General features: G+C 63.7%; 15 protein-coding genes, 1 tRNA gene and 1 pseudogene. 13 read left to right on the forward strand and 4 right to left on the reverse strand.

The window, feature by feature from the left end:
* Positions 1-233 precede the first annotated feature (233 nt).
* Positions 234-1,733 (forward strand): MASE1 domain-containing protein, encoded by a 1,500-nt coding sequence (locus ACCQ07_RS09055; RefSeq protein ID WP_065628680.1) that lies wholly within the window; start codon positions 234-236, stop codon positions 1,731-1,733.
* Here the strand turns inward: ACCQ07_RS09055 and ACCQ07_RS09060 are convergent.
* Together ACCQ07_RS09060 and ACCQ07_RS09065 are read right to left on the reverse strand one after the other, a co-directional pair.
* On the reverse strand, positions 1,717-2,151 hold the full coding sequence (locus ACCQ07_RS09060; RefSeq protein ID WP_008571267.1) for a hypothetical protein: 435 nt from the start codon (positions 2,149-2,151) through the stop codon (positions 1,717-1,719). The two genes, ACCQ07_RS09055 and ACCQ07_RS09060, sit on opposite strands and share 17 nt — an antisense overlap.
* Positions 2,152-2,472: 321 nt before the next feature.
* Positions 2,473-3,580: pseudogene (locus ACCQ07_RS09065) on the reverse strand (IS3 family transposase).
* A gap of 477 nt (positions 3,581-4,057) precedes the next feature.
* Between ACCQ07_RS09065 and ACCQ07_RS09070 the strand changes: the two are divergent.
* Both ACCQ07_RS09070 and folE2 read left to right on the forward strand, forming a co-directional pair.
* The gene (locus ACCQ07_RS09070; RefSeq protein ID WP_218556505.1) at positions 4,058-5,233 is read left to right on the forward strand and encodes an N-acetylmuramoyl-L-alanine amidase; all 1,176 of its coding nucleotides are present in this window, start codon (positions 4,058-4,060) and stop codon (positions 5,231-5,233) included.
* 36 nt (positions 5,234-5,269) lie between these two features.
* Positions 5,270-6,187, forward strand: a complete 918-nt coding sequence (gene folE2, locus ACCQ07_RS09075) for a GTP cyclohydrolase FolE2 (RefSeq protein WP_218503128.1) — start codon at positions 5,270-5,272, stop codon at positions 6,185-6,187.
* A gap of 485 nt (positions 6,188-6,672) precedes the next feature.
* On the opposite strand, the gene ACCQ07_RS09080 is transcribed toward folE2, so the two are convergent.
* Positions 6,673-6,747 (reverse strand) — tRNA-Glu (locus ACCQ07_RS09080).
* A gap of 49 nt (positions 6,748-6,796) precedes the next feature.
* Here ACCQ07_RS09080 and pcnB point away from each other — a divergent pair.
* From pcnB to ACCQ07_RS09120, 8 genes are all read left to right on the forward strand, one after another.
* Entirely contained in the window at positions 6,797-8,164 is a 1,368-nt protein-coding gene (gene pcnB, locus ACCQ07_RS09085; protein WP_218195644.1) for a polynucleotide adenylyltransferase PcnB, read from the forward strand.
* A 3-nt stretch (positions 8,165-8,167) separates the two neighbouring features.
* On the forward strand, positions 8,168-8,653 hold the full coding sequence (gene folK / locus ACCQ07_RS09090; protein WP_372363997.1) for a 2-amino-4-hydroxy-6-hydroxymethyldihydropteridine diphosphokinase: 486 nt from the start codon (positions 8,168-8,170) through the stop codon (positions 8,651-8,653).
* A gap of 35 nt (positions 8,654-8,688) precedes the next feature.
* Positions 8,689-9,504 carry a 3-methyl-2-oxobutanoate hydroxymethyltransferase gene (gene panB / locus ACCQ07_RS09095; RefSeq protein ID WP_008571262.1) on the forward strand — a complete coding sequence of 272 codons (816 nt, stop codon included), beginning with the start codon at positions 8,689-8,691 and terminating at the stop codon, positions 9,502-9,504.
* Entirely contained in the window at positions 9,501-10,343 is an 843-nt protein-coding gene (gene panC, locus ACCQ07_RS09100) for a pantoate--beta-alanine ligase (RefSeq protein WP_011347142.1), read from the forward strand. Before panB ends, panC begins: the two co-directional genes overlap by 4 nt.
* Positions 10,344-10,518: 175 nt before the next feature.
* Positions 10,519-10,899, forward strand: coding sequence for an aspartate 1-decarboxylase (gene panD / locus ACCQ07_RS09105; RefSeq protein ID WP_008571260.1), 381 nt, complete (start codon positions 10,519-10,521; stop codon positions 10,897-10,899).
* Entirely contained in the window at positions 10,896-12,410 is a 1,515-nt protein-coding gene (gene pgi / locus ACCQ07_RS09110; protein ID WP_031422349.1) for a glucose-6-phosphate isomerase, read from the forward strand. Before panD ends, pgi begins: the two co-directional genes overlap by 4 nt.
* Before the next feature lie 154 nt (positions 12,411-12,564).
* Positions 12,565-12,909 carry a type II toxin-antitoxin system prevent-host-death family antitoxin gene (locus ACCQ07_RS09115; protein WP_008571258.1) on the forward strand — a complete coding sequence of 115 codons (345 nt, stop codon included), beginning with the start codon at positions 12,565-12,567 and terminating at the stop codon, positions 12,907-12,909.
* A gap of 3 nt (positions 12,910-12,912) precedes the next feature.
* Complete coding sequence (locus ACCQ07_RS09120; protein WP_008571257.1) at positions 12,913-13,536, forward strand: ATPase; 624 nt, start codon at positions 12,913-12,915, stop codon at positions 13,534-13,536.
* Between the two features lie 216 nt (positions 13,537-13,752).
* Here the strand turns inward: ACCQ07_RS09120 and ACCQ07_RS09125 are convergent, their stop codons facing one another.
* Positions 13,753-15,708, reverse strand: coding sequence for a PhoX family protein (locus ACCQ07_RS09125; protein ID WP_033478420.1), 1,956 nt, complete (start codon positions 15,706-15,708; stop codon positions 13,753-13,755).
* 434 nt (positions 15,709-16,142) lie between these two features.
* On the opposite strand from ACCQ07_RS09125, the gene ACCQ07_RS09130 reads away from it, so the two are divergent.
* Both ACCQ07_RS09130 and ACCQ07_RS09135 read left to right on the forward strand, forming a co-directional pair.
* Positions 16,143-18,755, forward strand: coding sequence for a glycoside hydrolase family 3 protein (locus ACCQ07_RS09130; protein ID WP_218489422.1), 2,613 nt, complete (start codon positions 16,143-16,145; stop codon positions 18,753-18,755).
* A gap of 41 nt (positions 18,756-18,796) precedes the next feature.
* Positions 18,797-18,931 (forward strand): hypothetical protein, encoded by a 135-nt coding sequence (locus ACCQ07_RS09135; protein ID WP_008571254.1) that lies wholly within the window; start codon positions 18,797-18,799, stop codon positions 18,929-18,931.
* Positions 18,932-18,968 lie beyond the last annotated feature (37 nt).

The following is an 18,968-nucleotide window of genomic DNA, read 5'->3' on the forward strand; positions in this document are numbered from 1 at the left end:
TCGAAAACAAAGAAGGCCGCGCACTGCGCGGCCTTCTTTGTTGAGTGAGTCAAGTGAGAGGCGAGGTAACGACAGTCACCAATCGCACCACTGAAGTGCAAGAATATTGGGCAGGGATGGCGCAAAGAGCTGTTGCGCTTATCACTCTCGCGATCTGTGCGCTTCAGCTATACGCGGCGTGGCAAATGGCTTCACACTAGACAAAATTCGTCGACGAACCAGGGAGTGGTTGTATGGCAGTAGCAAGAGAGCTGGCTGAAGGGCTTCTGCTCAGTCTGGGTTATTGCGTTGTCTACTTGCTTGTCTGGCATCTGTCTGTTGATCAATGGTATCTACCGGCTGGCCTGAGGGCTGCGTCGCTTTTATTCATGCCATACCGTCGTTGGCCGTTTCTCTTAGTGGGGGATGCCGCCGCAATGCTCTGGTTGCGTGTCCCGATGTTGGAGACAAGGGATTACGCCCCGATTTGGGCATACCTGAGTCCTTTCCTACTCGCGCCTGCGGTCGCCCTCGCTGTGTCGGGAATTCGCCGTCATACACCAGACGTCATTACCCGTAATCGCATTCTTCCCATCATGGCGATTCTCGCTTTGTGGAGTACGTTGTGTGGCATGGCGTTGAATGTCACGCTTGGTGGCCCGATAGCTAGCTCTCCCCTTGAGATTCTGTTGAGGACTTGGCTGGGTTCATACCTCGGCATTTTGATGTTTTTGCTGCCGGGTTTGCTTTGGTACCGGCGTGCTGAAAGCTATCTTCGCGACGATTTGGTGCGTGACAGTGCAGTTGCCGGATTTGCGATGGCAGCATTGTTTTGCACCGCCAATGTTGTTCCTGAGCCACTCCTACGACAGGTTTTGATGGCGTCGCTTACTGGGCCAGCAATCGTTCTGACGCTCCGTCATGGCTGGCGGGGAGCCGCGGCTGGCGCCTTGCTGGCAAACCTTATTGCAGCGTTGTCTAGGTCGAAGTACGGAATCGCCGCATATGACTCCGAATTGTTCAGTGTCCAGCTACTGATTGCAGTGATTGCGACGGGACTCTTTGTCCTCGGTTCACGGTTGGCCTCCGCATACACGCAGGCAGGGAGCCAGGAGCAGGCACAACTGGCCGCATTGCAGTTTGCTCAGGCGGGCTATCTGGCTGCAGAGCGCACCCTTCGCAATCGCGTTGTGGATTATTCGGATATAAATGTTCATATAAACCGGTTACGCAAGGATTGTGTCGCTCAACTGCGTGAGCGTGGGCATCACGCAGCAGCCATGGAAATGACCAGAGCAGGAGTCATCGAGTCGCGATTGCTGCATGAGTATGTCGGGGGGTTATATCCGCTAGAAATCGAAACGCATGGGGTGTACCAGGCGCTGCGCTCACCCGTACTGGCACGGTTTTATAACACTGAGATCCATCACGCGCTGCGTGGTAATTGTGGCGATCTATCACTTGGCTTGCAGCTGGCAGCGTATAGGTGCGCTCTCAACGCGTTCGAAATGCTTCCCCAAGCTAAGCGGCACCTTGTGCAAGCTCGCACATGGAAAAGTGGTGGTTCACAGGGCGTTGTTATCAGAATCTTCGCTGACAGTTCATTGCTGGATGTAGTGCAGCGCGACACAACTGAAGCGGGTGCCGAATTGCGGGCGCGACTGAAAGCGCATGGCGGCATGTTTCGCCGCCGCCATACGCGAGCCCTGAGTCTGCTAGTCGCCGAGCCCGTCTCGATCACTTCGTCCGTGTGACAATCCAGCGCTCTCCAGCAGTGCCCGGGATGAGATGCACCGTGAAGTTATCGGTCTGATAAACCAATTGTGCGAGCGTTGGTCTCGTCAACGTCGAAACCGTCACACGATTGACGTCCTTACCCATCGGCAGCACCCACAGAGCTTCGCCTGCGCGACCAACCGCGCCACGCACTACGCCAGCTGCATCGTTGATCTGTAGATACAGCATGCCCTCGCGTTGAAATTCGTAAATCCGCCAGGTTGGATCTACCGCAAGATTGGTTGCGTTGGGCACGGACTCGCCCAGGCCCGTGGCAGCCAGCGTGGCAACTGTTCCATCGCCTGGGCAGCATGCACTTGCTGAACCGGTAACCGCCAGCATCGCGATAGCGGCGGCGCCAAGGGTCTTAAATGCCAGCTTTGCCTTCACTTCCATGACTTCGCCTTCTCCCGTTCACGGGAAACATTCGCCTGCAATTCAGGCATGCCTACGGTACGTGTTTCTCCGTAGTTTCGTGAGTGACTAAGTCAAAAGTTGCTGCACTTGCCTTGCGTCAATGTGTTGACGATATCTGGGTGTCAACTCTCCTGGGTTGACTTCCATAATTCTTGCTACCTTTTATTTGTATATTGTGGAATGCCGAGAGCTGACAGGATTCGTCATACATTGTGTGTCCCCACTTGCATGGACTTGATGCCACGGTTGTAGAAATTGAGAAGGCAGGTTTTTAAAGTCATATTGTCGACTCCCCGTAATTCAATGCCAGCTAAAACTAGAGGTCTGCGGTTGATGTTGATCACGGAACTCGACGGGCGTTAGCCCGCCCAGGCTGTCGTGCGGGATCTGTTGGTTGTAGTCGGCGAGCCACTGTTCGGTCTGTTCGCGGACCTCGCTTAGCGTGCGGAAGATGTGCATGTCCAATACGCCACGCCGATAACTGCCGTTGAAGCGTTCGATGAAACCGTTTTGCATCGGACGCCCCGGCTCGATGAAATCCAACGCGATACCCTTGCGCTCAGCCCACTCGGCCAAGGCCAATGCAACAAATTCCGGGCCATTGTCCAAACGCAACTTGTTCGGATAGCCGCGCCAGGCTGCGATGCGTTCCAACGTGCGGATGACGCGGGCGGCCGGAAGATTCAGGTCCACATCGATGGCCAAGGCTTCCCGACTGAAATCGTCGATGACATTGAACGTGCGGAACCGCCGACCATCCCATAACGCATCGGACATGAAATCGATCGACCATCCAGCATTGGGTCGATCGCCGCATGCCAGCGGCTTTGGATAGCGCGTCGGGACCCGGCGCCTGCTGCGACGTCGTTGATTGAGTTTCATCAAGCAGTACACGCGCCAGACCCTTTTGTGATTCCACACATGTCCGCGACGGCGGATGATCTGAAAGAGCTTCCAAATCCACGCTCGGGAAAACGCTCGGCCAACTCGGACAACAGCGCAATGACCTCCTCGTCGCGATCGGGACGGCGCCGATAGCGCGCTGTCGAGCGAGCCACGCCAACTACTGAACAGGCCCGGCGCTCGCTCCAGCCATGCCGCTCGACGAGCCAGGCCAGAAGCGGGCGTTTGTGCGTCGGGTCTACAGCTTTTTTGCGATGACATCCTTCAATGCATGGTTTTCCATCGCGAGCTCGGCGTACATGCGCTTGAGCTTGCTGTGCTCGGTCTCCAGGTCGCGGAGGCGTTGCACGTCAGCGGCCTCCATGCCGCCGTACTTGGACTTCCAGACGTAGTAGGTCGCCTCGGAAATGCCCAGCTCGCGACAGACATCCTTGACCTGGCGGCCGCCCTCGACCTGTTTCAGCGTGGCGACGATCTGGCTCTCGGTGAACTTGCTCTTGCGCATTGTTGGTCTCCTTGGTGGCTAGTGTGCTGGAGACCTCTAGTTATGGCTGGATCAATTTTACGGGAGACTGACAATATAACTTTGTGGCAAGTAGCGGTTTATTCGAAATGCGTAACCCGCCCACCTGGAAATTATTAGGTTTTCCATTTAAATGCACGATAGTCGGCGAGTCGTCTCGGATCGAATGGGTCACCGGGGTGCATAAGCGACTCATTGCAGTGCTAAAGAAATCGAGTGTCGCGGGTGGTGCGCGCCTTCCGGTTGTGGGACAAGAAGATGAACGCAAGCGCGCAGGATAGGAAGAGCTGACGTTCTTTCGCGGAATTAATGTTACTTTATAACAAATCATCGCCGCCGCGCAGTCTTGCCTCCCGTGTCCTATCTCCCGTTGTGTTGGATGTGTTGTCTGGAATCGCGCCGCAGTCAGTGCTGCGGTCTGCGGTGTCCGGTCGATTGCTCGGGTCTTGAGGTGCGCGCATGAAGCGCCGTCACCTCCTGCAGGGCGCCGCTGCAGTGTTGATGCTTTCGCCGGCGTTGGGGTCTGCACAAGGACTTCCCGTCTTACGGGCATGCAGCATGCGGCAGCAGGGCGAGCTGCTGCGCCTTCGGTTGGAGCTGGGCGCACAGGTTGCCTATCGCAGTTTCCGGTTGACCGGTCCCGAGCGTGTGGTCATCGATCTGCCTGGCGTGTCGTCGCAGTCGCCGCGCATTGATCCGATACCGGGCGGCGCTGCGGTGACCCGCATACGCAGTGCGCCGCATCTGGATGGCCTGCGCGTCGTGCTCGACCTGCAGCAGCCATGTTCGACCAACCTGCATTGGGAAGCCGGCGCGCTGGTGCTGGAGCTTGCCGCTATGCCTGGCAGCGTAGTGTTGTCCACGAGCGATGGCGCGCCAGCAGCAACGGCGACGGGGCAGACAGAGCCACCGCAGCCGGCTCATTCACGCCTGCGCCCTTACGTGGTCGCGATCGATGCCGGCCACGGCGGCAAGGATCCGGGGGCGGTCAGTGCCGATGCGCGTTACGAAAAACATGTCGCCATGGCGGTCGCCGGGCGGTTGCATCGACGCCTGGCGTCCGATGCGCGCTACCGGCCGACCATGATCCGCAGCGATGACCGCTTCGTGCCGCTGCACGAGCGCGTGTTGATCGCCCATCGCCACAATGCGGACCTGTTCGTCTCCATCCATGCCGATGCCGCACCAACGCGCCAAGCGCAGGGCGCCTCGGTGTTTGCACTGTCGCAGACTGGCGCCAGCTCCGCACTGGCGCGCTGGATCGCCGATAGCGAAAACGCTGCCGACGACATGGGAGACACCGCGCGCCGGCTGCGGGTGCCGAGCAATCCGGTGTTGTCACAGGTGCTGGCCGATCTGTCGCTGAGCGGCACCATCGCCAGCAGCCTGGCATTCGGCACGTTGATGTTGGAACGCCTGCAGCAGGTGACGCGCCTGCATCAGAACCAGGTGGGGCAGGCCGGTTTTGCGGTGTTGAAGTCGCCGGACATTCCGTCGCTGCTGGTGGAAACCGGCTTCATGAGCAATCGCGACGATTGCAGCCGCCTGTGCAGCGATACGCATCAGGACGAACTCGCGCAGACATTGCATGCGGGAATCGACGACTACTTCGCTGCGTTTCCTGGCCGCGCCTGAGGCGCGGTCGTCACCTTTATCTTCGACGAGATCCCGATGTCCGCTACGCTTCCCGATGTTGCTGTGACCGAACCATCAACGCTGAGCGCGCCCCTGCGATGGGTGGGCATGCAGGACATCGCCATTCCCGTGCAGTTGGAGGCCGGTGGCAGCCAGCTTGCCGCGCGCGCCAGCGTGCAGGTCGATCTGCCGCGGGCAGAGCTGAAAGGCATCCACATGTCGCGGTTGTACCGCCTGCTGGATACGCAGCTGCAGCAACCAGTGTCGCCGGCCGTGCTCTCGGGGTTATTGCAGGCGCTGATCGACAGTCATGCCGATTGCGCGAGCCGCGCCGCTCGGCTGACGCTGAGCGTCGAACTGATGTTGCGCACGCCGGCATTGCGCAGTGAGGGGCTTAGTGGCTGGCGTGCCTATCCAGTGCACATCGCCGCGCAATGCAGTGCAGGGCGCACCACGATCCAGCTCCAGGTGGAGGTGTTGTACGCCTCTACTTGCCCCTGTTCGGCAGCGTTGTCGCGGCAGCTGCTGAGCGATGCATTCGTGCAGCAACATGCCGGGCGCGATGCGTTGGCGCTGGACGAGGTTGCGCAATGGCTGCAGGACCACGGTTCCTACGCCACGCCGCATAGCCAACGCAGCGTGGCGCAGGTACGCGTTGAGCTGCCCGCCGATGCGCAGCGCTTGGCCATCCGGCAACTGGTCGGTCTGTGCGAGCAGGCGTTGGCGACGCCGGTGCAGGCTGCAGTGCGGCGACCCGACGAACAGGCATTTGCGCGCTTGAATGGCGCAAACCTGATGTATGTCGAAGATGCGGCGCGACGCCTGCGCCAGCAGCTGGCAGAGCACTACGCGGCCTTCCATGTGGCGGTACGCCATCTGGAAAGCCTGCATGCCCACGATGCCGTCGCCGAAACCGACAGCGACGACGCGGTGCTTGGGCCGACGACCATGTGAGCAAACGCGATGCACTGCAAATTCCCAGGGCGGCCGGCACGCATGGTGCACGGGCGAAACACCTCCACTCACGTCACCGCGCAGCGAATGCGTACCGGCGAGCGCGCAGCGATGAGGCCCGTTCTCTGTGTGCTGATGTGGCTGATCTGAGCTGCGTCCCTGAGATCGACACATCGTCTGACACTTGCCATGCGATGCCGCGAATCTGCATGCGTGTTGGCTGGAGCGCGTTGAGGGCCTTGGCCGTATTGCATCCCGACAACGCACTGCCGCATTGCGGATTTGAGATGGAATCCGGCGCCGTGGATGCGGCAACCAACCTCGACCAATCCCGGGCCCCTGCGGTCCTGACCGGGCTAGATGCGAGGCGGAGATGGTCGCGGCCTGCGCGATGGCACGCAGGCCAATGCACATGCAAAGGGCCTGCGCCACAACGCAAAAGCCCCGCATTGCGGGGCTCTGGCGTCTAGCAGTCAGACCGATCGTGGTGCTCCCTAGGGGACTCGAACCCCTGTTTTAGCCTTGAGAGGGCCACGTCCTAACCATTAGACGAAGGGAGCGCTTTTGTCACGTCTTGTGCAGCGCGCTAGTATAGTGAGGTAATAGCCGTTGGGCAATCCTGCAACACAAGACGGAAGCGCCATCATCGAACCCTCAGTTACATCTCCGTTCACGCTGCGCGTCATTCCACGCGACCAGCACACCATCTCGCGCAAGGACATCAGCCCCAACGCGTTGCGCGTGTTGTACCGCCTGCGCGAATCGGGCTTTGGCGCCTATCTGGTCGGCGGTGCGGTGCGCGACCTGCTGGTCGGCGGCCACCCGAAGGATTTCGACGTGGCCACCGATGCGACGCCGGAAGAGGTCAAGGCGCTGTTCCGCAACTGTCGTCTGATCGGCCGCCGTTTTCGTCTGGCACATGTGGTGTTCGGTCGCGAAATCATCGAAGTGGCCACCTTCCGCGCCAACGTCGACGATGGCAGCGGCGACCGCGAACTCGATAACGGCCGGCTGGTGCGCGACAACGTATACGGCACCATCGAAGACGACGCGATCCGCCGCGACTTCACCTGCAATGCCCTGTATTACGCCATCGAGGATTTCTCGGTACGCGATTACTGCGGCGGCTTCGAAGACGTGCAGGCGCGCCTGATGAAGTTGATCGGCGACCCCGAGTTGCGCTACCAGGAAGATCCGGTGCGCATGCTGCGCGCGGTGCGCCTGGCGGCCAAGTTGAATTTCGACATCGAAGCCGGCACTGCCGAACCCATTCCGCGTCTGGCCGGGCTGCTGTCCGAAGCTGCGCCTGCGCGGTTGTTCGAAGAAATCCTCAAGCTGTTTCTGTCCGGGCACGGTGTGGCCAGCTTCGAAGGCCTGGAGCGCTATGGCTTGCTCGGCGTGCTGTTTCCCGAAAGCGCGGCGGCATTGAAGTCCAATCGCAGTGGTGCGTTGCGCGCCATGGTGCTGGAAGGCCTGCGCAATACCGATGCACGCGTGGCCAACGACGAGCCAGTGTCGCCGGCCTTCCTGTTTGCATTGCTGCTGTGGCCGGCGTTCTGCCGCACCCTGATGGCTCTGCAGGCGCAAGGCGTGCAACCGGAAGATGCGCAGCGCCGTGCGGCCGATCGCGTCACCTTGCATCAGCTGGAGCGCGTCGCGTTGCCGCGCCGTTTCTCGCTGCCGATGCAGGAAATCTGGTTGCTGCAGACGCGCTTCTCCTCGCGTCAGCGCAAGCGGGTATTACGCACCTTGTCGCATCCGCGCTTCCGCGCGGCGTTCGATTTCCTGGTGCTGCGTCAGTTCGCATCGCCCGATCACGCGGCCGATGTGGAGTTCTGGCGTGAGGCGCAGAAGTCGTCCGGCCAGGAGCTGGTGGATGCGATCGAATCGGCGCAGGCCGACCAAGACGGCGATGAGGGCGCACCGCGCAAGCGTCGCCGACGCCGCCGTCGGACCGGCGCGCCCGCAGGCGAGTAGGGCATGCAGACCGCCTTTGTCGGCCTGGGTGCCAACCTGGGCCAGGCCGAGGCCAGCGTGCGCGCGGCCATCGCCGCGCTGGGCGTCGTGCCGCAGACCACGCTGATCGCCGCTTCGCGTTTGTATCGCACGCCGGCCTGGGGCCGCGAAGACCAGCCCGATTTCATCAATGCTGTGGCCCAGCTGCGCACCGATCTTGCGCCGCTGCCGTTGCTGGAGGCCTTGCTGGGCATCGAACAGGCGTTCGGCCGCGAGCGTCGCGTCGGCGAGCGCTGGGGCCCGCGCACGCTGGACCTGGACCTGCTGCTGTACGCCGACCAGGTGATCGACCTGCCGCAGCTGCAGGTGCCGCATCCGCATCTGCACGCGCGCGCCTTCGCCCTGCTGCCGCTGTCGGAGCTGGCGCCAGAGGCGATCATTCCGGGGCATGGAACAGTGCGGCGCGCCCTGCACGCCATCGATACCTGCGGGCTGGAGCCGATTGGGTAGATAATGGCCGGCTTATCACCCCACGTAATGACTTCATGAGCAGCCACGCCGACAGCAAGCCCTGGACCGTGCCCGCCTTGGCGCAGGCCAAGCGCGAGGGTCGAAAACTGGTCATGTTGACCGCGTACGACGCCGGTTTCGCGCGCACCTTCGACGCCCATGGCGTGGACCTGATCCTGGTCGGCGATTCGCTCGGCATGGTGGTGCAGGGGCACGATTCCACCTTGCCGGTGACCACCGCCGACATGGTCTACCACACCGCCGCGGTGGCCCGTGCGCTCGATCGCGCCTTGCTGGTGGCCGACCTGTCGTTCCAAGCCGATGCCACCCCTGAACGTGCATTGGATGCCGCCACCCAGCTGCTGCAGGCCGGCGCGGAAATGGTCAAGATCGAAGGCGCCGGGCACAAGCTGGAAGTCATCCGTTACCTGGTCGAGCGCGAGATCCCGGTCTGTTCGCACCTGGGCCTGACTCCGCAATCGGTGCTGCGGTTTGGCGGCTACAAGGTGCAGGGCCGCGGCGAAGCTGGCGAGCAGCTGCGTCGTGACGCACAGGCGGTGGTCGATGCCGGTGCGAGCTTGTTGGTGCTGGAATGCGTGCCGACACCGATCGCCACGCAGATCAGCGCCGACCTTAGCGTTCCCACCATCGGCATCGGTGCCGGCCCCGGCTGCGACGGCCAGGTGCTGGTGATGCACGACATGCTTGGGCTGGACAGTGGCCACCGCCGGCCCAAGTTCGTCAAGGATTTCCTGGCCGAAGGCGGCTCGGTCGCCGGCGCGGTGCGCGCCTATGCGCAGGCCGTGCGCGACGGCAGCTTTCCCGATGCAGAGCACGCGTACGCCGCATGATCCAGACCCTGACCGATCTTTCCGCATTGCGCGCCCTGGTCAATGGCTGGAAGCGCGAGGGCCTGCGCGTGGCGCTGGTGCCCACCATGGGCAACCTGCACGCCGGGCATTATTCGCTGGTGATGCTGGCGCGCCAATACGCCGACCGCGTGGTTTCCAGCGTGTTCGTCAACCCGACCCAGTTCGGCCCGAATGAAGATTTTGCGCGCTACCCGCGCACGCCCGAGGCCGACCTGCGCGGCCTGGAAGATGCCGGCTGCGATGCGCTGTGGCTGCCGGATGTGGACACCATGTACCCGCTCGGCACCGCGCTGGCTACGCCGATCCACGCGCCCGGTGTCAGCGATGTGCTGGAAGGCGAGTGCCGGCCAGGGCATTTTGATGGCGTGTGCACCGTCGTGGCGCGCTTGTTCAACCAGGTGCAGCCGGACGTGGCCGCCTTCGGCAAGAAGGATTACCAGCAGTTGGCGGTGATCCGGCAGATGGTGGCCGACCTGGCGTTTCCGATCGAAATTTTGGGCGGCAGCATCGTGCGCGAGGCCGATGGCCTGGCGATGAGTTCACGCAACCAGTATCTGTCGGCGGAAGATCGCCCGATCTCGGCCACGATCCGCAAGGTGCTGTTGCAGATGCGCGACAGCTACGCCGCCGGCACGCCGCGTGCGCAGGTGGAAGATGCCGCCAGCCAAGCGCTGGAACAGGCCGGTTTCCGGGTCGATTACGCGGTGGTGCGGCTGCCTGACCTCAGCGAGCCGGGCGACAGCTACACCGGCGCGCGCGTGGCCTTGATCGCGGCTCGCCTGGGCAACACGCGTCTGATCGACAACCTGGAATTCTGAGCAGGCCGACGCAGCGATGCGGCGTCTGAGCGGTCCGGAGCGCCAGCGAACGGGGGCGCGCGTTTGTTCGCGCTGCGCGGGCCTGAAGCCCTCACCACCGGCGGCCGCGCAATCCGGTGGGGGCGGGCGCTTTCCGCTAAAATGCCGGCTTTCCTTTTGTCGTTGCCTTCCGTCCATGCATCTGTCCCTGCTGAAAGCCAAGATCCACCGCGCCACCGTCACCCATTCCGAGCTCAACTACGAAGGCTCGATCGCCATCGACGGCCTGCTGCTGGAAGCGACCGGCATCCGCGAATTCGAACAGGTCCATATCTGGGACGTCACCAACGGTGCGCGTTTCAGCACCTATGCCATCCGCGCCGAAGAGGGCAGCGGCATCATGTCGCTCAACGGCGGCGCAGCGCGTCACGTGCAGGTGGGCGATCTGATCATCGTGGCGGCGTTCGCCAGCATGAGCGAAGACGAAGCCAAGACCTTCAAGCCCAATCTGGTATATGTGAACGCGCACAACGCGATCTCCCACACCAACCACAGCATCCCCACGCAGGCCGCATGACACAGACCAACGGATTCGACGCGCTTCACGCCCACGCCCAGCGCCTGCGCGGCGCTGCCATCCCCGCATTGCTTGCCGCCGAGCCGCAGCGGCCCACGCAGTACGCCAGGCAAGTCGGTCCGTTGTATTTCAACTTCGCGCGGCAGAAGTACGACCGCGCCGCGCTCGATGCCTTGTTCGCCATCGCGCGCGAGCGCGATCTGGCCGGCGCGTTCCAGCGCCTGTTCCGTGGCGAGCAGGTCAATGTCACCGAACAACGCGCGGCCTTGCATACCGCATTGCGCGGCGATTTGACCGACGCGCCCGTGGCATCGGAGGCCTACGCCACCGCTGCAGAAGTGCGCCAACGCATGGGTGCGTTGATCCAGCAGCTGGAAGCGACCGAGGTCACCGACATCGTCAGTGTCGGCATCGGTGGCTCGGACCTGGGTCCGCGGCTGGTGGCCGATGCACTGCGTCCGGTGAGTGGGGCGCGGTTCCGCGTGCACTTCGTCTCCAACGTCGACGGTGCGGCGATGCAGCGCACGCTGGCCACGCTGGATCCGGCACGCACCGCCGGCATCCTGATCTCCAAGACCTTCGGCACCCAGGAAACCCTGCTCAACGGCAGCATCCTGCATGCCTGGCTCGGTGGCAGCGAGCGGCTGTACGCAGTCAGCGCCAACCCCGAGCGCGCCGCCAAGGCCTTCGATATCGCACCGGGCCGCGTGCTGCCGATGTGGGATTGGGTGGGCGGGCGCTACTCGCTGTGGTCGGCAGTGGGTTTCCCGATTGCATTGGCCATTGGTTTCGAACGTTTCGAACAACTGCTGGAAGGCGCCGCGCAGTTCGATGCACATGTGCTCAACACGCCGCTGGAAGAAAACGTCGCGGTGTTGCACGGCCTGACCGCAGTGTGGAACCGCAACCTGCTCGGTAGCGCCACGCACGCGGTGATGACCTACGACCAGCGCCTGGCGCTGCTGCCGGCGTACCTGCAGCAGCTGGTGATGGAGAGCCTGGGCAAGCGCGTCAAGCTCGACGGCTCGGCGGTGGACAGCGATACCGTGTCGGTGTGGTGGGGCGGCGCGGGCACCGATGTACAGCACAGCTTCTTCCAGGCGCTGCATCAGGGCACCAGCGTGGTGCCGGCCGATTTCATCGGCACCGTGCACAACGACGACCCGTACGCGGAAAACCATGTCGCGCTGATGGCCAACGTGCTGGCGCAGACCGAGGCGCTGGCCAACGGCCAGGACAGCAGCGACCCGCACCGCAGCTACCCGGGCGGCCGCCCGAGCACGGTGATCCTGCTCGATGCGCTCACTCCGCAGGCACTGGGCGGGCTGATCTCGATGTACGAGCACAGCGTCTACGTGCAATCGGTGATGTGGGGCATCAATGCGTTCGACCAGTTCGGCGTGGAACTGGGCAAGCAGCTGGCCAGCCAGTTGCTGCCGGCGCTGAAGGGCGAAGCGGCCGATGTGGCCGACCCGGTGACACGCGAGCTGCTGAGCAAGTTGCGCGGCTGAGCAGTTGCGCATCGTACAGATAGAGAACGGGGCCTGCGGGCCCCGTCTTGTTTTGGACGACGTGGCCGACTGCGTTGAGGTCAAAATGGACAAATTTCCTAAATTGGGAATTGGAGAGTAGGCTGATCGCCAACACTCCGCCCGGACTGCCCCCATGTCGCGCTTCCAGGATCTGCCCGATCTCGAAAAATCCCCCGCTGCCGACATCAAGGTAAAAGGTTGGCCCAGCCTGATGCGCAAGGTGCGCTCGCACGGGGCGGTGGTGATCACCAACCACAATCATCCCGAAGCGGTGGTGGTGGATGCCGAGGCGTATCGGCGCCTGGTCAATCAGGCGAGTGCGGCGGCCGCAACCTCGGCGCGCGCGCAGTCGCTGCAGGCTTTGCAGGCGAAGTTCGACGCGCATCTTGCCGCAGCGACCGAGGGTGCGGGCGTGGCCAGGGCGATCGCCACGCCGGCACGCCGCGGCCGCAAGGTCGCCTTGGGCCCGTCGCTGTAAGCGATGGGCAATCTTCTGGTGCTGGCTGGCGTCAATGGCGCAGGCAAGAGTTCGTTACTGGGTCGTTTTCTGCAAGAGGACGGCGCCACCTGGTTCAACCCGGACGCCTTCACCAGGGACTTGGTGGAGCAGGGCTGGGCGCCTGCGGAAGCGAACGCGCAGGCCTGGCAGGAAGGCGTACGGCGGCTGCGCCAGGCCATGGCCGATAACAGCGATTTCGCCTTCGAAACCACGCTGGGCGCGACGACCATTCCGCGCCTGCTGCGCGAAGCCTGCGCCCAGCACACGGTGGCGGTCTGGTTCTGCGGGTTGGCGACGGTGGAGCTGCACATCGAGCGCGTGGCGGCGCGGGTTGCGGCTGGCGGACATGCCATTCCCGAACACAAGATCCGCGAGCGTTACGATGCCTCGCGCGCCAACCTGATCGCGTTGCTGCCCGATCTGGCCGTGCTGCATGTCTACGACAACAGCGCACCGGCCGATGCCGCGGGTCAGGCATCGCCCATGCTGGTACTGGAACTGGACCGCAGCGGCCTGCAATACCCGCAGACGCCGGACGAATTGGCACAGGTACCCGATTGGGCCAAGCCCATCGTGATGACGGCGCTGGAGTTACGGCAGTGCTGAGCGGCGCACTCAGGCACGTGCGTCAGATCCGTCTCACCGACGTAGCCAGAGACCCATCGACCGTACCCGTAGGAGCGCAGCGGCGCGCGACAGGCCACATCGGCAACGCTCCTCGTGCCCGTGCGCGCTCCTACCGGTCTGCGACAGCAGCGGGAATGCCCCGCTGCACGTGTCGGCTGTCGCGTCATGCAGCGCCGCAACTGGAAACGGCAGCGCTTACGCCTTGCTCAACTGCACGGCCATCGGGTCGCCGGTGAGATAACCCACCGCTCCACCGAAGCGGTCCTTGTAGTTGGCGCGGACCAACGGATCCAGCGTGGCCTTGACGGTGTCGTGCAGCGGGCTTTCCCAGTCGCCGGGATGCTGGAAGTTGCTCATCACGTAGGTCCAGCCGTGGATCTCGTCGACGGCATGCAGGCCGGTCGATTCGGCGCCGGCCGGCACCGACAGCACGCGCGTCAACGTGCCGCTGTCCACGTTGTAGGCCCACAGGAAATTGTTGACATGCAGGCTGCTGTCTTCGCCGATGAACAAGGTGCGCAGCGATTCGGAGAACTTGAGATTGTCCGGGTTGGCGATCCGTTCGGGGTCGGCCAGGTTGCCTAGTGCGTCGGCCTTGGCCAGGTTGTGGCCGGTGAGGGCAGCCGGGGCGGCCATGTCGATCGGCACCCAATCGCTGTGGATCGGGGCGCCCTGGCTGTCGCGCTGGCCGCCACGCAGGTTCAAGGCGTACACCGCGCCAGCTTCCGGACCCTGCACTTTCACATCGCCCGAGCCGTTGAGCATGCTGGTGACGATGTAGGACATCGCCATGTAGGCGACCTTGTCGCGTGCGTTGACGGTGGTGCCTTCGAGCTTGGTGAAGCCCAGGCTGCCGCCGGCCAGCGCGGCATAGCGATGGGTTTCCAGATACGTGGCAGCCTTCTCCATGCCGGGTTTGATGCGGATCCAGTTGAAGGTGCCGTTGAACGGAATCTTGGTGAACGAGGCATCGCCCGGGTCGCTCAGGTGCACGTCGAGGATGTCGGCGGCGGTGAGGCGGTCGGCCATGGCCTGGATCTCGGCACTGGTGGCGTGGCCGAGCTTGATCCAGCGCAGCGTGGCCGCGCCCGGGCCGATGCCCGAGGTCTGGTGCCACTTGCCGACATACAACGTGCCGGCGGAGAGATCGGCCTTGCGGTCGGCGATGAACATGAAGAGCCCGCCGTTGGTCGCGTCGTCGCCCATCAGCACGGTGCGCTGGTCGGGCATCACCTGCACCAGCTCGTGCGAGATGCGGCCCAGGCAGTAGTGCTTGCGCACGCTGCCGGTGCCGTCCGGGTGCACGGTGATTTCCGGCAGATGGCCGTAGTGGTACGGATTGGCTTTATTCGGGTCGCCGTACAGATGCGTGCTGTAGCTGCGGAACTGGGTGTTGCCGGCCAATGCCGTGGCATCGGGCTCGTATTCTTCGCTGGACAGGTGGGTATTCCACGGCGACAGGCTGGCGCCGCAGGTGGTCCACAGCCCATGGACCGGTGCGGTGTCGACGTTGTGGTACTTCACCAGCGACAGCTTGCCGGTGGCCGGGTCCTGATCCAGCGTCAACACGGCGATCGGCGCAGGCAGGTGACGGTTGGTGTCGTTGCCGGCCTGGTCGCGGGTGGTGTATTCGAACTGCACCACTGCGAACACGTGGTTGCCCTTGACGCCTGGCACCTTGGCATTGGGCAGGGTCAGTAGTGAGGAGCCGTCCGGGCAATCGGAAAAGAACGGACGTTCGGCACCGGGTTTGGAGCGGTCGATGATCGGGCGATGCTGGATGTCGTAGTACCCGCCAGCCAGCACGGTGCCGCCGTTGCCGTCCGGCACCTGATCGCCGGTGATGAAGAAGGGGTGGTAGGCCAGTGCGTAGCGCTGCGTGCTGCCGTCGCTGCGGGTCACGCTGAGTGCCGAACCGACCGTGGTGGTGGCCATTGCCGCCGGGTCGGCCAGGCTCGGCGCCGGCATGCCGTGGAAGGTGGCCGAGACCAGGCGGGTCGGGTTCTCCGATGGCCGCAACGGGCGCGCGGCCCACGCCGCACCGCCAAGCTGTTGCAGGGCGGCAGCGCTGGCGTTGCCGAGCGGCAACAGGGGAACGGCCGCCAGCAATTGCATCAGGCGACGACGGGAGGGGTCGGGGGAGGGGGACATCGAAACTCCAGGCAAAGGCGACGATCGACGATGGCAATGGCGCATCGCCAAGCCGGTCACGCTAGGCCGCTGGTATGACACTTGTTTGACAGCAGGCTCACCCGTTGGCCTGGGTTCGAACGTGTCGTGGCAAGCGAGCGCTGCCAGGTTCCCTTGACACGCCGATGCTGCGCATTGGTCAGACCGGCGGGTGGTGCGATGCAGCAAAGTGCATCTGCTCGCGCTGTCAGACGCGGCAGCGGATTGGGTGGTTTTGCGCGGTTTCACAGGTGCTGCCGGTATTCCAATGCTATAGCCGCGGCCAATAAGTTGCCCGGTATTCGGCATACGGGCAGCTGTGGTTGACAGGGTAGGGGAATCACGCAAGCGTACGCCGCCTAATGGCCTGCGGCGCAACGCGTCGCCGTGGGAGAACCACCCTGGAGAAACGAATCTTGGACAAGCTGCTCCGTCGTACCGCCGCGCCCGTCGCGCGTCGCGCCCTCTGCCTGGCCACCGCTGCGGCGGTGCTGATGCTGGCCGCCTGCCAAGGCAAGGACACTGCTGCCGAAGCGAGCAAGACCGCCCCGGCCGCCGCACCTGCCGAGGCGTCGACCGCCATCCATCCGGATCAGTGGCCGTCGCCGAAGTGGCCGTTCCCGCAGGACGCGGCGCTGGAGCAGCGCATCACCGATGTGATGGCCAAGATGAGCGTGGAAGAGAAGGTCGCCCAGACCATCCAGGGCGATATCGCCAGCATGACCCCGGATGACGTGCGCAAGTACCGCATCGGCTCGGTGCTGGCCGGCGGCAATTCCGATCCGGGCGGCAAGTACAACGCCAGCCCGGCCGAATGGTTGAAGCTGGCCGACGCGTTCTATGAAGCGTCGATGGACACTTCCAAGGGCGGCAACGCGATTCCGATCATCTTCGGCATCGATGCGGTGCACGGCCAGAGCAACATCGTCGGCGCCACGCTGTTCCCGCACAACATCGGCCTGGGCGCCACGCGCAACCCGGACCTGATCAAGAAGATCGGCGAAGTCACCGCTGCCGAAACCCGCGTCACCGGCATGGAGTGGACCTTCGCGCCCACCGTGGCCGTGCCGCAGGACGACCGCTGGGGCCGCACCTACGAAGGCTATTCCGAATCGCCGGACGTGGTGGCCAGCTTTGCCGGCAAGATGGTCGAAGGCGTGCAGGGCGTGCCGGGCACGCCGCAGTTCCTGGACGGCAGCCACGTGATTTCCTCGGTGAAGCATTTCGTCGGCGATGGCGGCACCACCGACGGCAAGGACCAGGGCGACACCAAGGTGTCCGAAGCCACCATGCGCGATATCCACGCTGCCGGTTATCCGCCTGCGATTGCCGCTGGCGCACAGAGCGTGATGGCCTCGTTCAACAGCTTCAACGGCGAAAAGATGCACGGCAACAAGGTCATGCTGACCGACGTGCTCAAGGGCCGGATGAATTTCGGCGGTTTCGTGGTCGGCGACTGGAATGGCCACGGCCAGGTCAAGGGCTGCACCAACCAGAACTGCCCGGCCTCGTTCATTGCCGGTGTCGACATGGCGATGGCCGCCGACAGCTGGAAGGGTATCTACGAAACCGAACTGGCGGCGGTGAAGTCCGGCCAGATTTCGGCCGAGCGTCTGGACGATGCCGTGCGCCGCATCCTGCGTGTGAAGATGCGCCTGGGCCTGTTCGAGGCCGGCAAGCCGTCCAAGCGCCCACTCGGTGGCAAGTACGAATTGCTTGGCGCACCCGAACACCGTGCGATCGCCCGCCAGGCGGTACGTGAGTCGCTGGTGCTGCTGAAGAACCAGGCCGGCATCCTGCCGCTGAATCCGACCAAGCGCGTGCTGGTGGTGGGCGATGGCGCCAACGACATGGGCAAGCAGTCCGGCGGCTGGACCCTGAACTGGCAGGGCACCGGCACCAAGCGCAGCGACTACCCCAACGGCACCACCATCTGGGAAGGCCTGGACAAGCAGATCAAGGCCGCCGGCGGCAGCGCCGAGTTGGCCGTGGACGGCGCCTACAAGACCAAGCCGGACGTGGCCGTGGTGGTGTTCGGCGAAAACCCGTACGCCGAATTCCAGGGCGATATCGCTACCTTGCTGTACAAGCCGGGCGATGAAAGCGAACTGGCCCTGATCAAGAAGCTCAAGGCCGACGGCATCCCGGTGGTGGCGGTGTTCCTGAGCGGGCGTCCGCTGTGGATGAACCAGTACATCAACGCCTCCGACGCGTTCGTCGCTGCCTGGTTGCCGGGTTCCGAAGGCGAGGGCATTGCCGATGTGCTGCTGCGCAAGGCCGATGGCTCGGTGCAGAACGACTTCAAGGGCAAGCTCAGCTTCTCCTGGCCCAAGACCGCGGTGCAGTTCGCCAACAACGTCGGCCAGAAGGACTACGACCCGCAGTTCAAGTTCGGCTTTGGCCTGACCTATGCCGACAAGGGCGACCTGGCGGCGTTGCCGGAAGAGTCGGGCGTGTCCGGCGAGCAGTCGGTAGGCGGGATGTACTTCGTGCGCGGCAAGCCGGCACTGGGTATCGCGATGCAGCTGTCCAACGCCGGCCAGGCCAACATGCCGGCAACCACGCTGCCGGTGGGCCTGTCCGATGGCAGCCTGAAGATGAGCGCAGTCGATCACAAGGCGCAGGAAGATGCGCGCCGTCTGGTGTGGTCCGGCAGCACCGCCTCCAGCGTGTTGCTGGTGTCCGCCAAGCCGGTGGACGTCTCGCGTGAGAGCAACGGCGATGTGCAGTTGCAGCTGACCCTGCGCCGCGACAGCGCCGTGACCGCGCCGGTGTGGCTGGGCGTGGGCTGTGGCGACAAGTGCGGTGGTCGCGTGGATGTGCGCAAGACCCTGGCCGCGCTGCCGCAAGGCCAGTGGAAAGTCGTCGGCGTGCCGCTCAAGTGCTTTGCAGTGGCCGGTGCGGATGTGAGTAAGCTGACCCAGGTCGCCAGCATCGAAAGCGCCGCCGCGCTGGACCTGTCGGTGTCCAAGGTGGCGCTGGGTGCGCTCAACGAAGCCGAAGTTACCGTCGACTGCCCGGTCAAGTAAGCAGCATTCCCGCAGGCGTAGGCGCGCCTGCGGGAGATCGGATGAAACAGGCGCGTCGCCAGTGCTGGCGGCGCGGTATAGCGGCCACCCTGATCGGTGGTGTCATCAGCCGCCGCGGGACGCGCGCGTCGATTGGCCGGGATGGCCTGCAGCTGCGGTTCGCCGCGCTGCCGTGACGCACGCCGTGCGTTGCGGCGGCATTCTGCAGGCCTG

Origin of the sequence: Xanthomonas sp. NCPPB 3583, from assembly GCF_041475715.2 — a bacterium.
GTDB lineage: Bacteria > Pseudomonadota > Gammaproteobacteria > Xanthomonadales > Xanthomonadaceae > Xanthomonas > Xanthomonas euvesicatoria.

Excerpts from the sequence above, each read along its gene's own strand:
- ACCQ07_RS09055 (WP_065628680.1), top strand. The coding sequence starts at position 234 with ATGGCAGTAGCAAGAGAGCTGGCTGAAGGGCTTCTGCTCAGTCTGGGT.
- ACCQ07_RS09060 (WP_008571267.1), bottom strand. The coding sequence starts at position 2,151 with ATGGAAGTGAAGGCAAAGCTGGCATTTAAGACCCTTGGCGCCGCCGCT.
- ACCQ07_RS09070 (WP_218556505.1), top strand. The coding sequence starts at position 4,058 with ATGAAGCGCCGTCACCTCCTGCAGGGCGCCGCTGCAGTGTTGATGCTT.
- folE2 (WP_218503128.1), top strand. The coding sequence starts at position 5,270 with ATGTCCGCTACGCTTCCCGATGTTGCTGTGACCGAACCATCAACGCTG.
- folK (WP_372363997.1), top strand. The coding sequence starts at position 8,168 with ATGCAGACCGCCTTTGTCGGCCTGGGTGCCAACCTGGGCCAGGCCGAG.
- panB (WP_008571262.1), top strand. The coding sequence starts at position 8,689 with ATGAGCAGCCACGCCGACAGCAAGCCCTGGACCGTGCCCGCCTTGGCG.
- panC (WP_011347142.1), top strand. The coding sequence starts at position 9,501 with ATGATCCAGACCCTGACCGATCTTTCCGCATTGCGCGCCCTGGTCAAT.
- panD (WP_008571260.1), top strand. The coding sequence starts at position 10,519 with ATGCATCTGTCCCTGCTGAAAGCCAAGATCCACCGCGCCACCGTCACC.
- pgi (WP_031422349.1), top strand. The coding sequence starts at position 10,896 with ATGACACAGACCAACGGATTCGACGCGCTTCACGCCCACGCCCAGCGC.
- ACCQ07_RS09115 (WP_008571258.1), top strand. The coding sequence starts at position 12,565 with ATGTCGCGCTTCCAGGATCTGCCCGATCTCGAAAAATCCCCCGCTGCC.
- ACCQ07_RS09120 (WP_008571257.1), top strand. The coding sequence starts at position 12,913 with ATGGGCAATCTTCTGGTGCTGGCTGGCGTCAATGGCGCAGGCAAGAGT.
- ACCQ07_RS09125 (WP_033478420.1), bottom strand. The coding sequence starts at position 15,708 with ATGTCCCCCTCCCCCGACCCCTCCCGTCGTCGCCTGATGCAATTGCTG.
- ACCQ07_RS09135 (WP_008571254.1), top strand. The coding sequence starts at position 18,797 with ATGAAACAGGCGCGTCGCCAGTGCTGGCGGCGCGGTATAGCGGCCACC.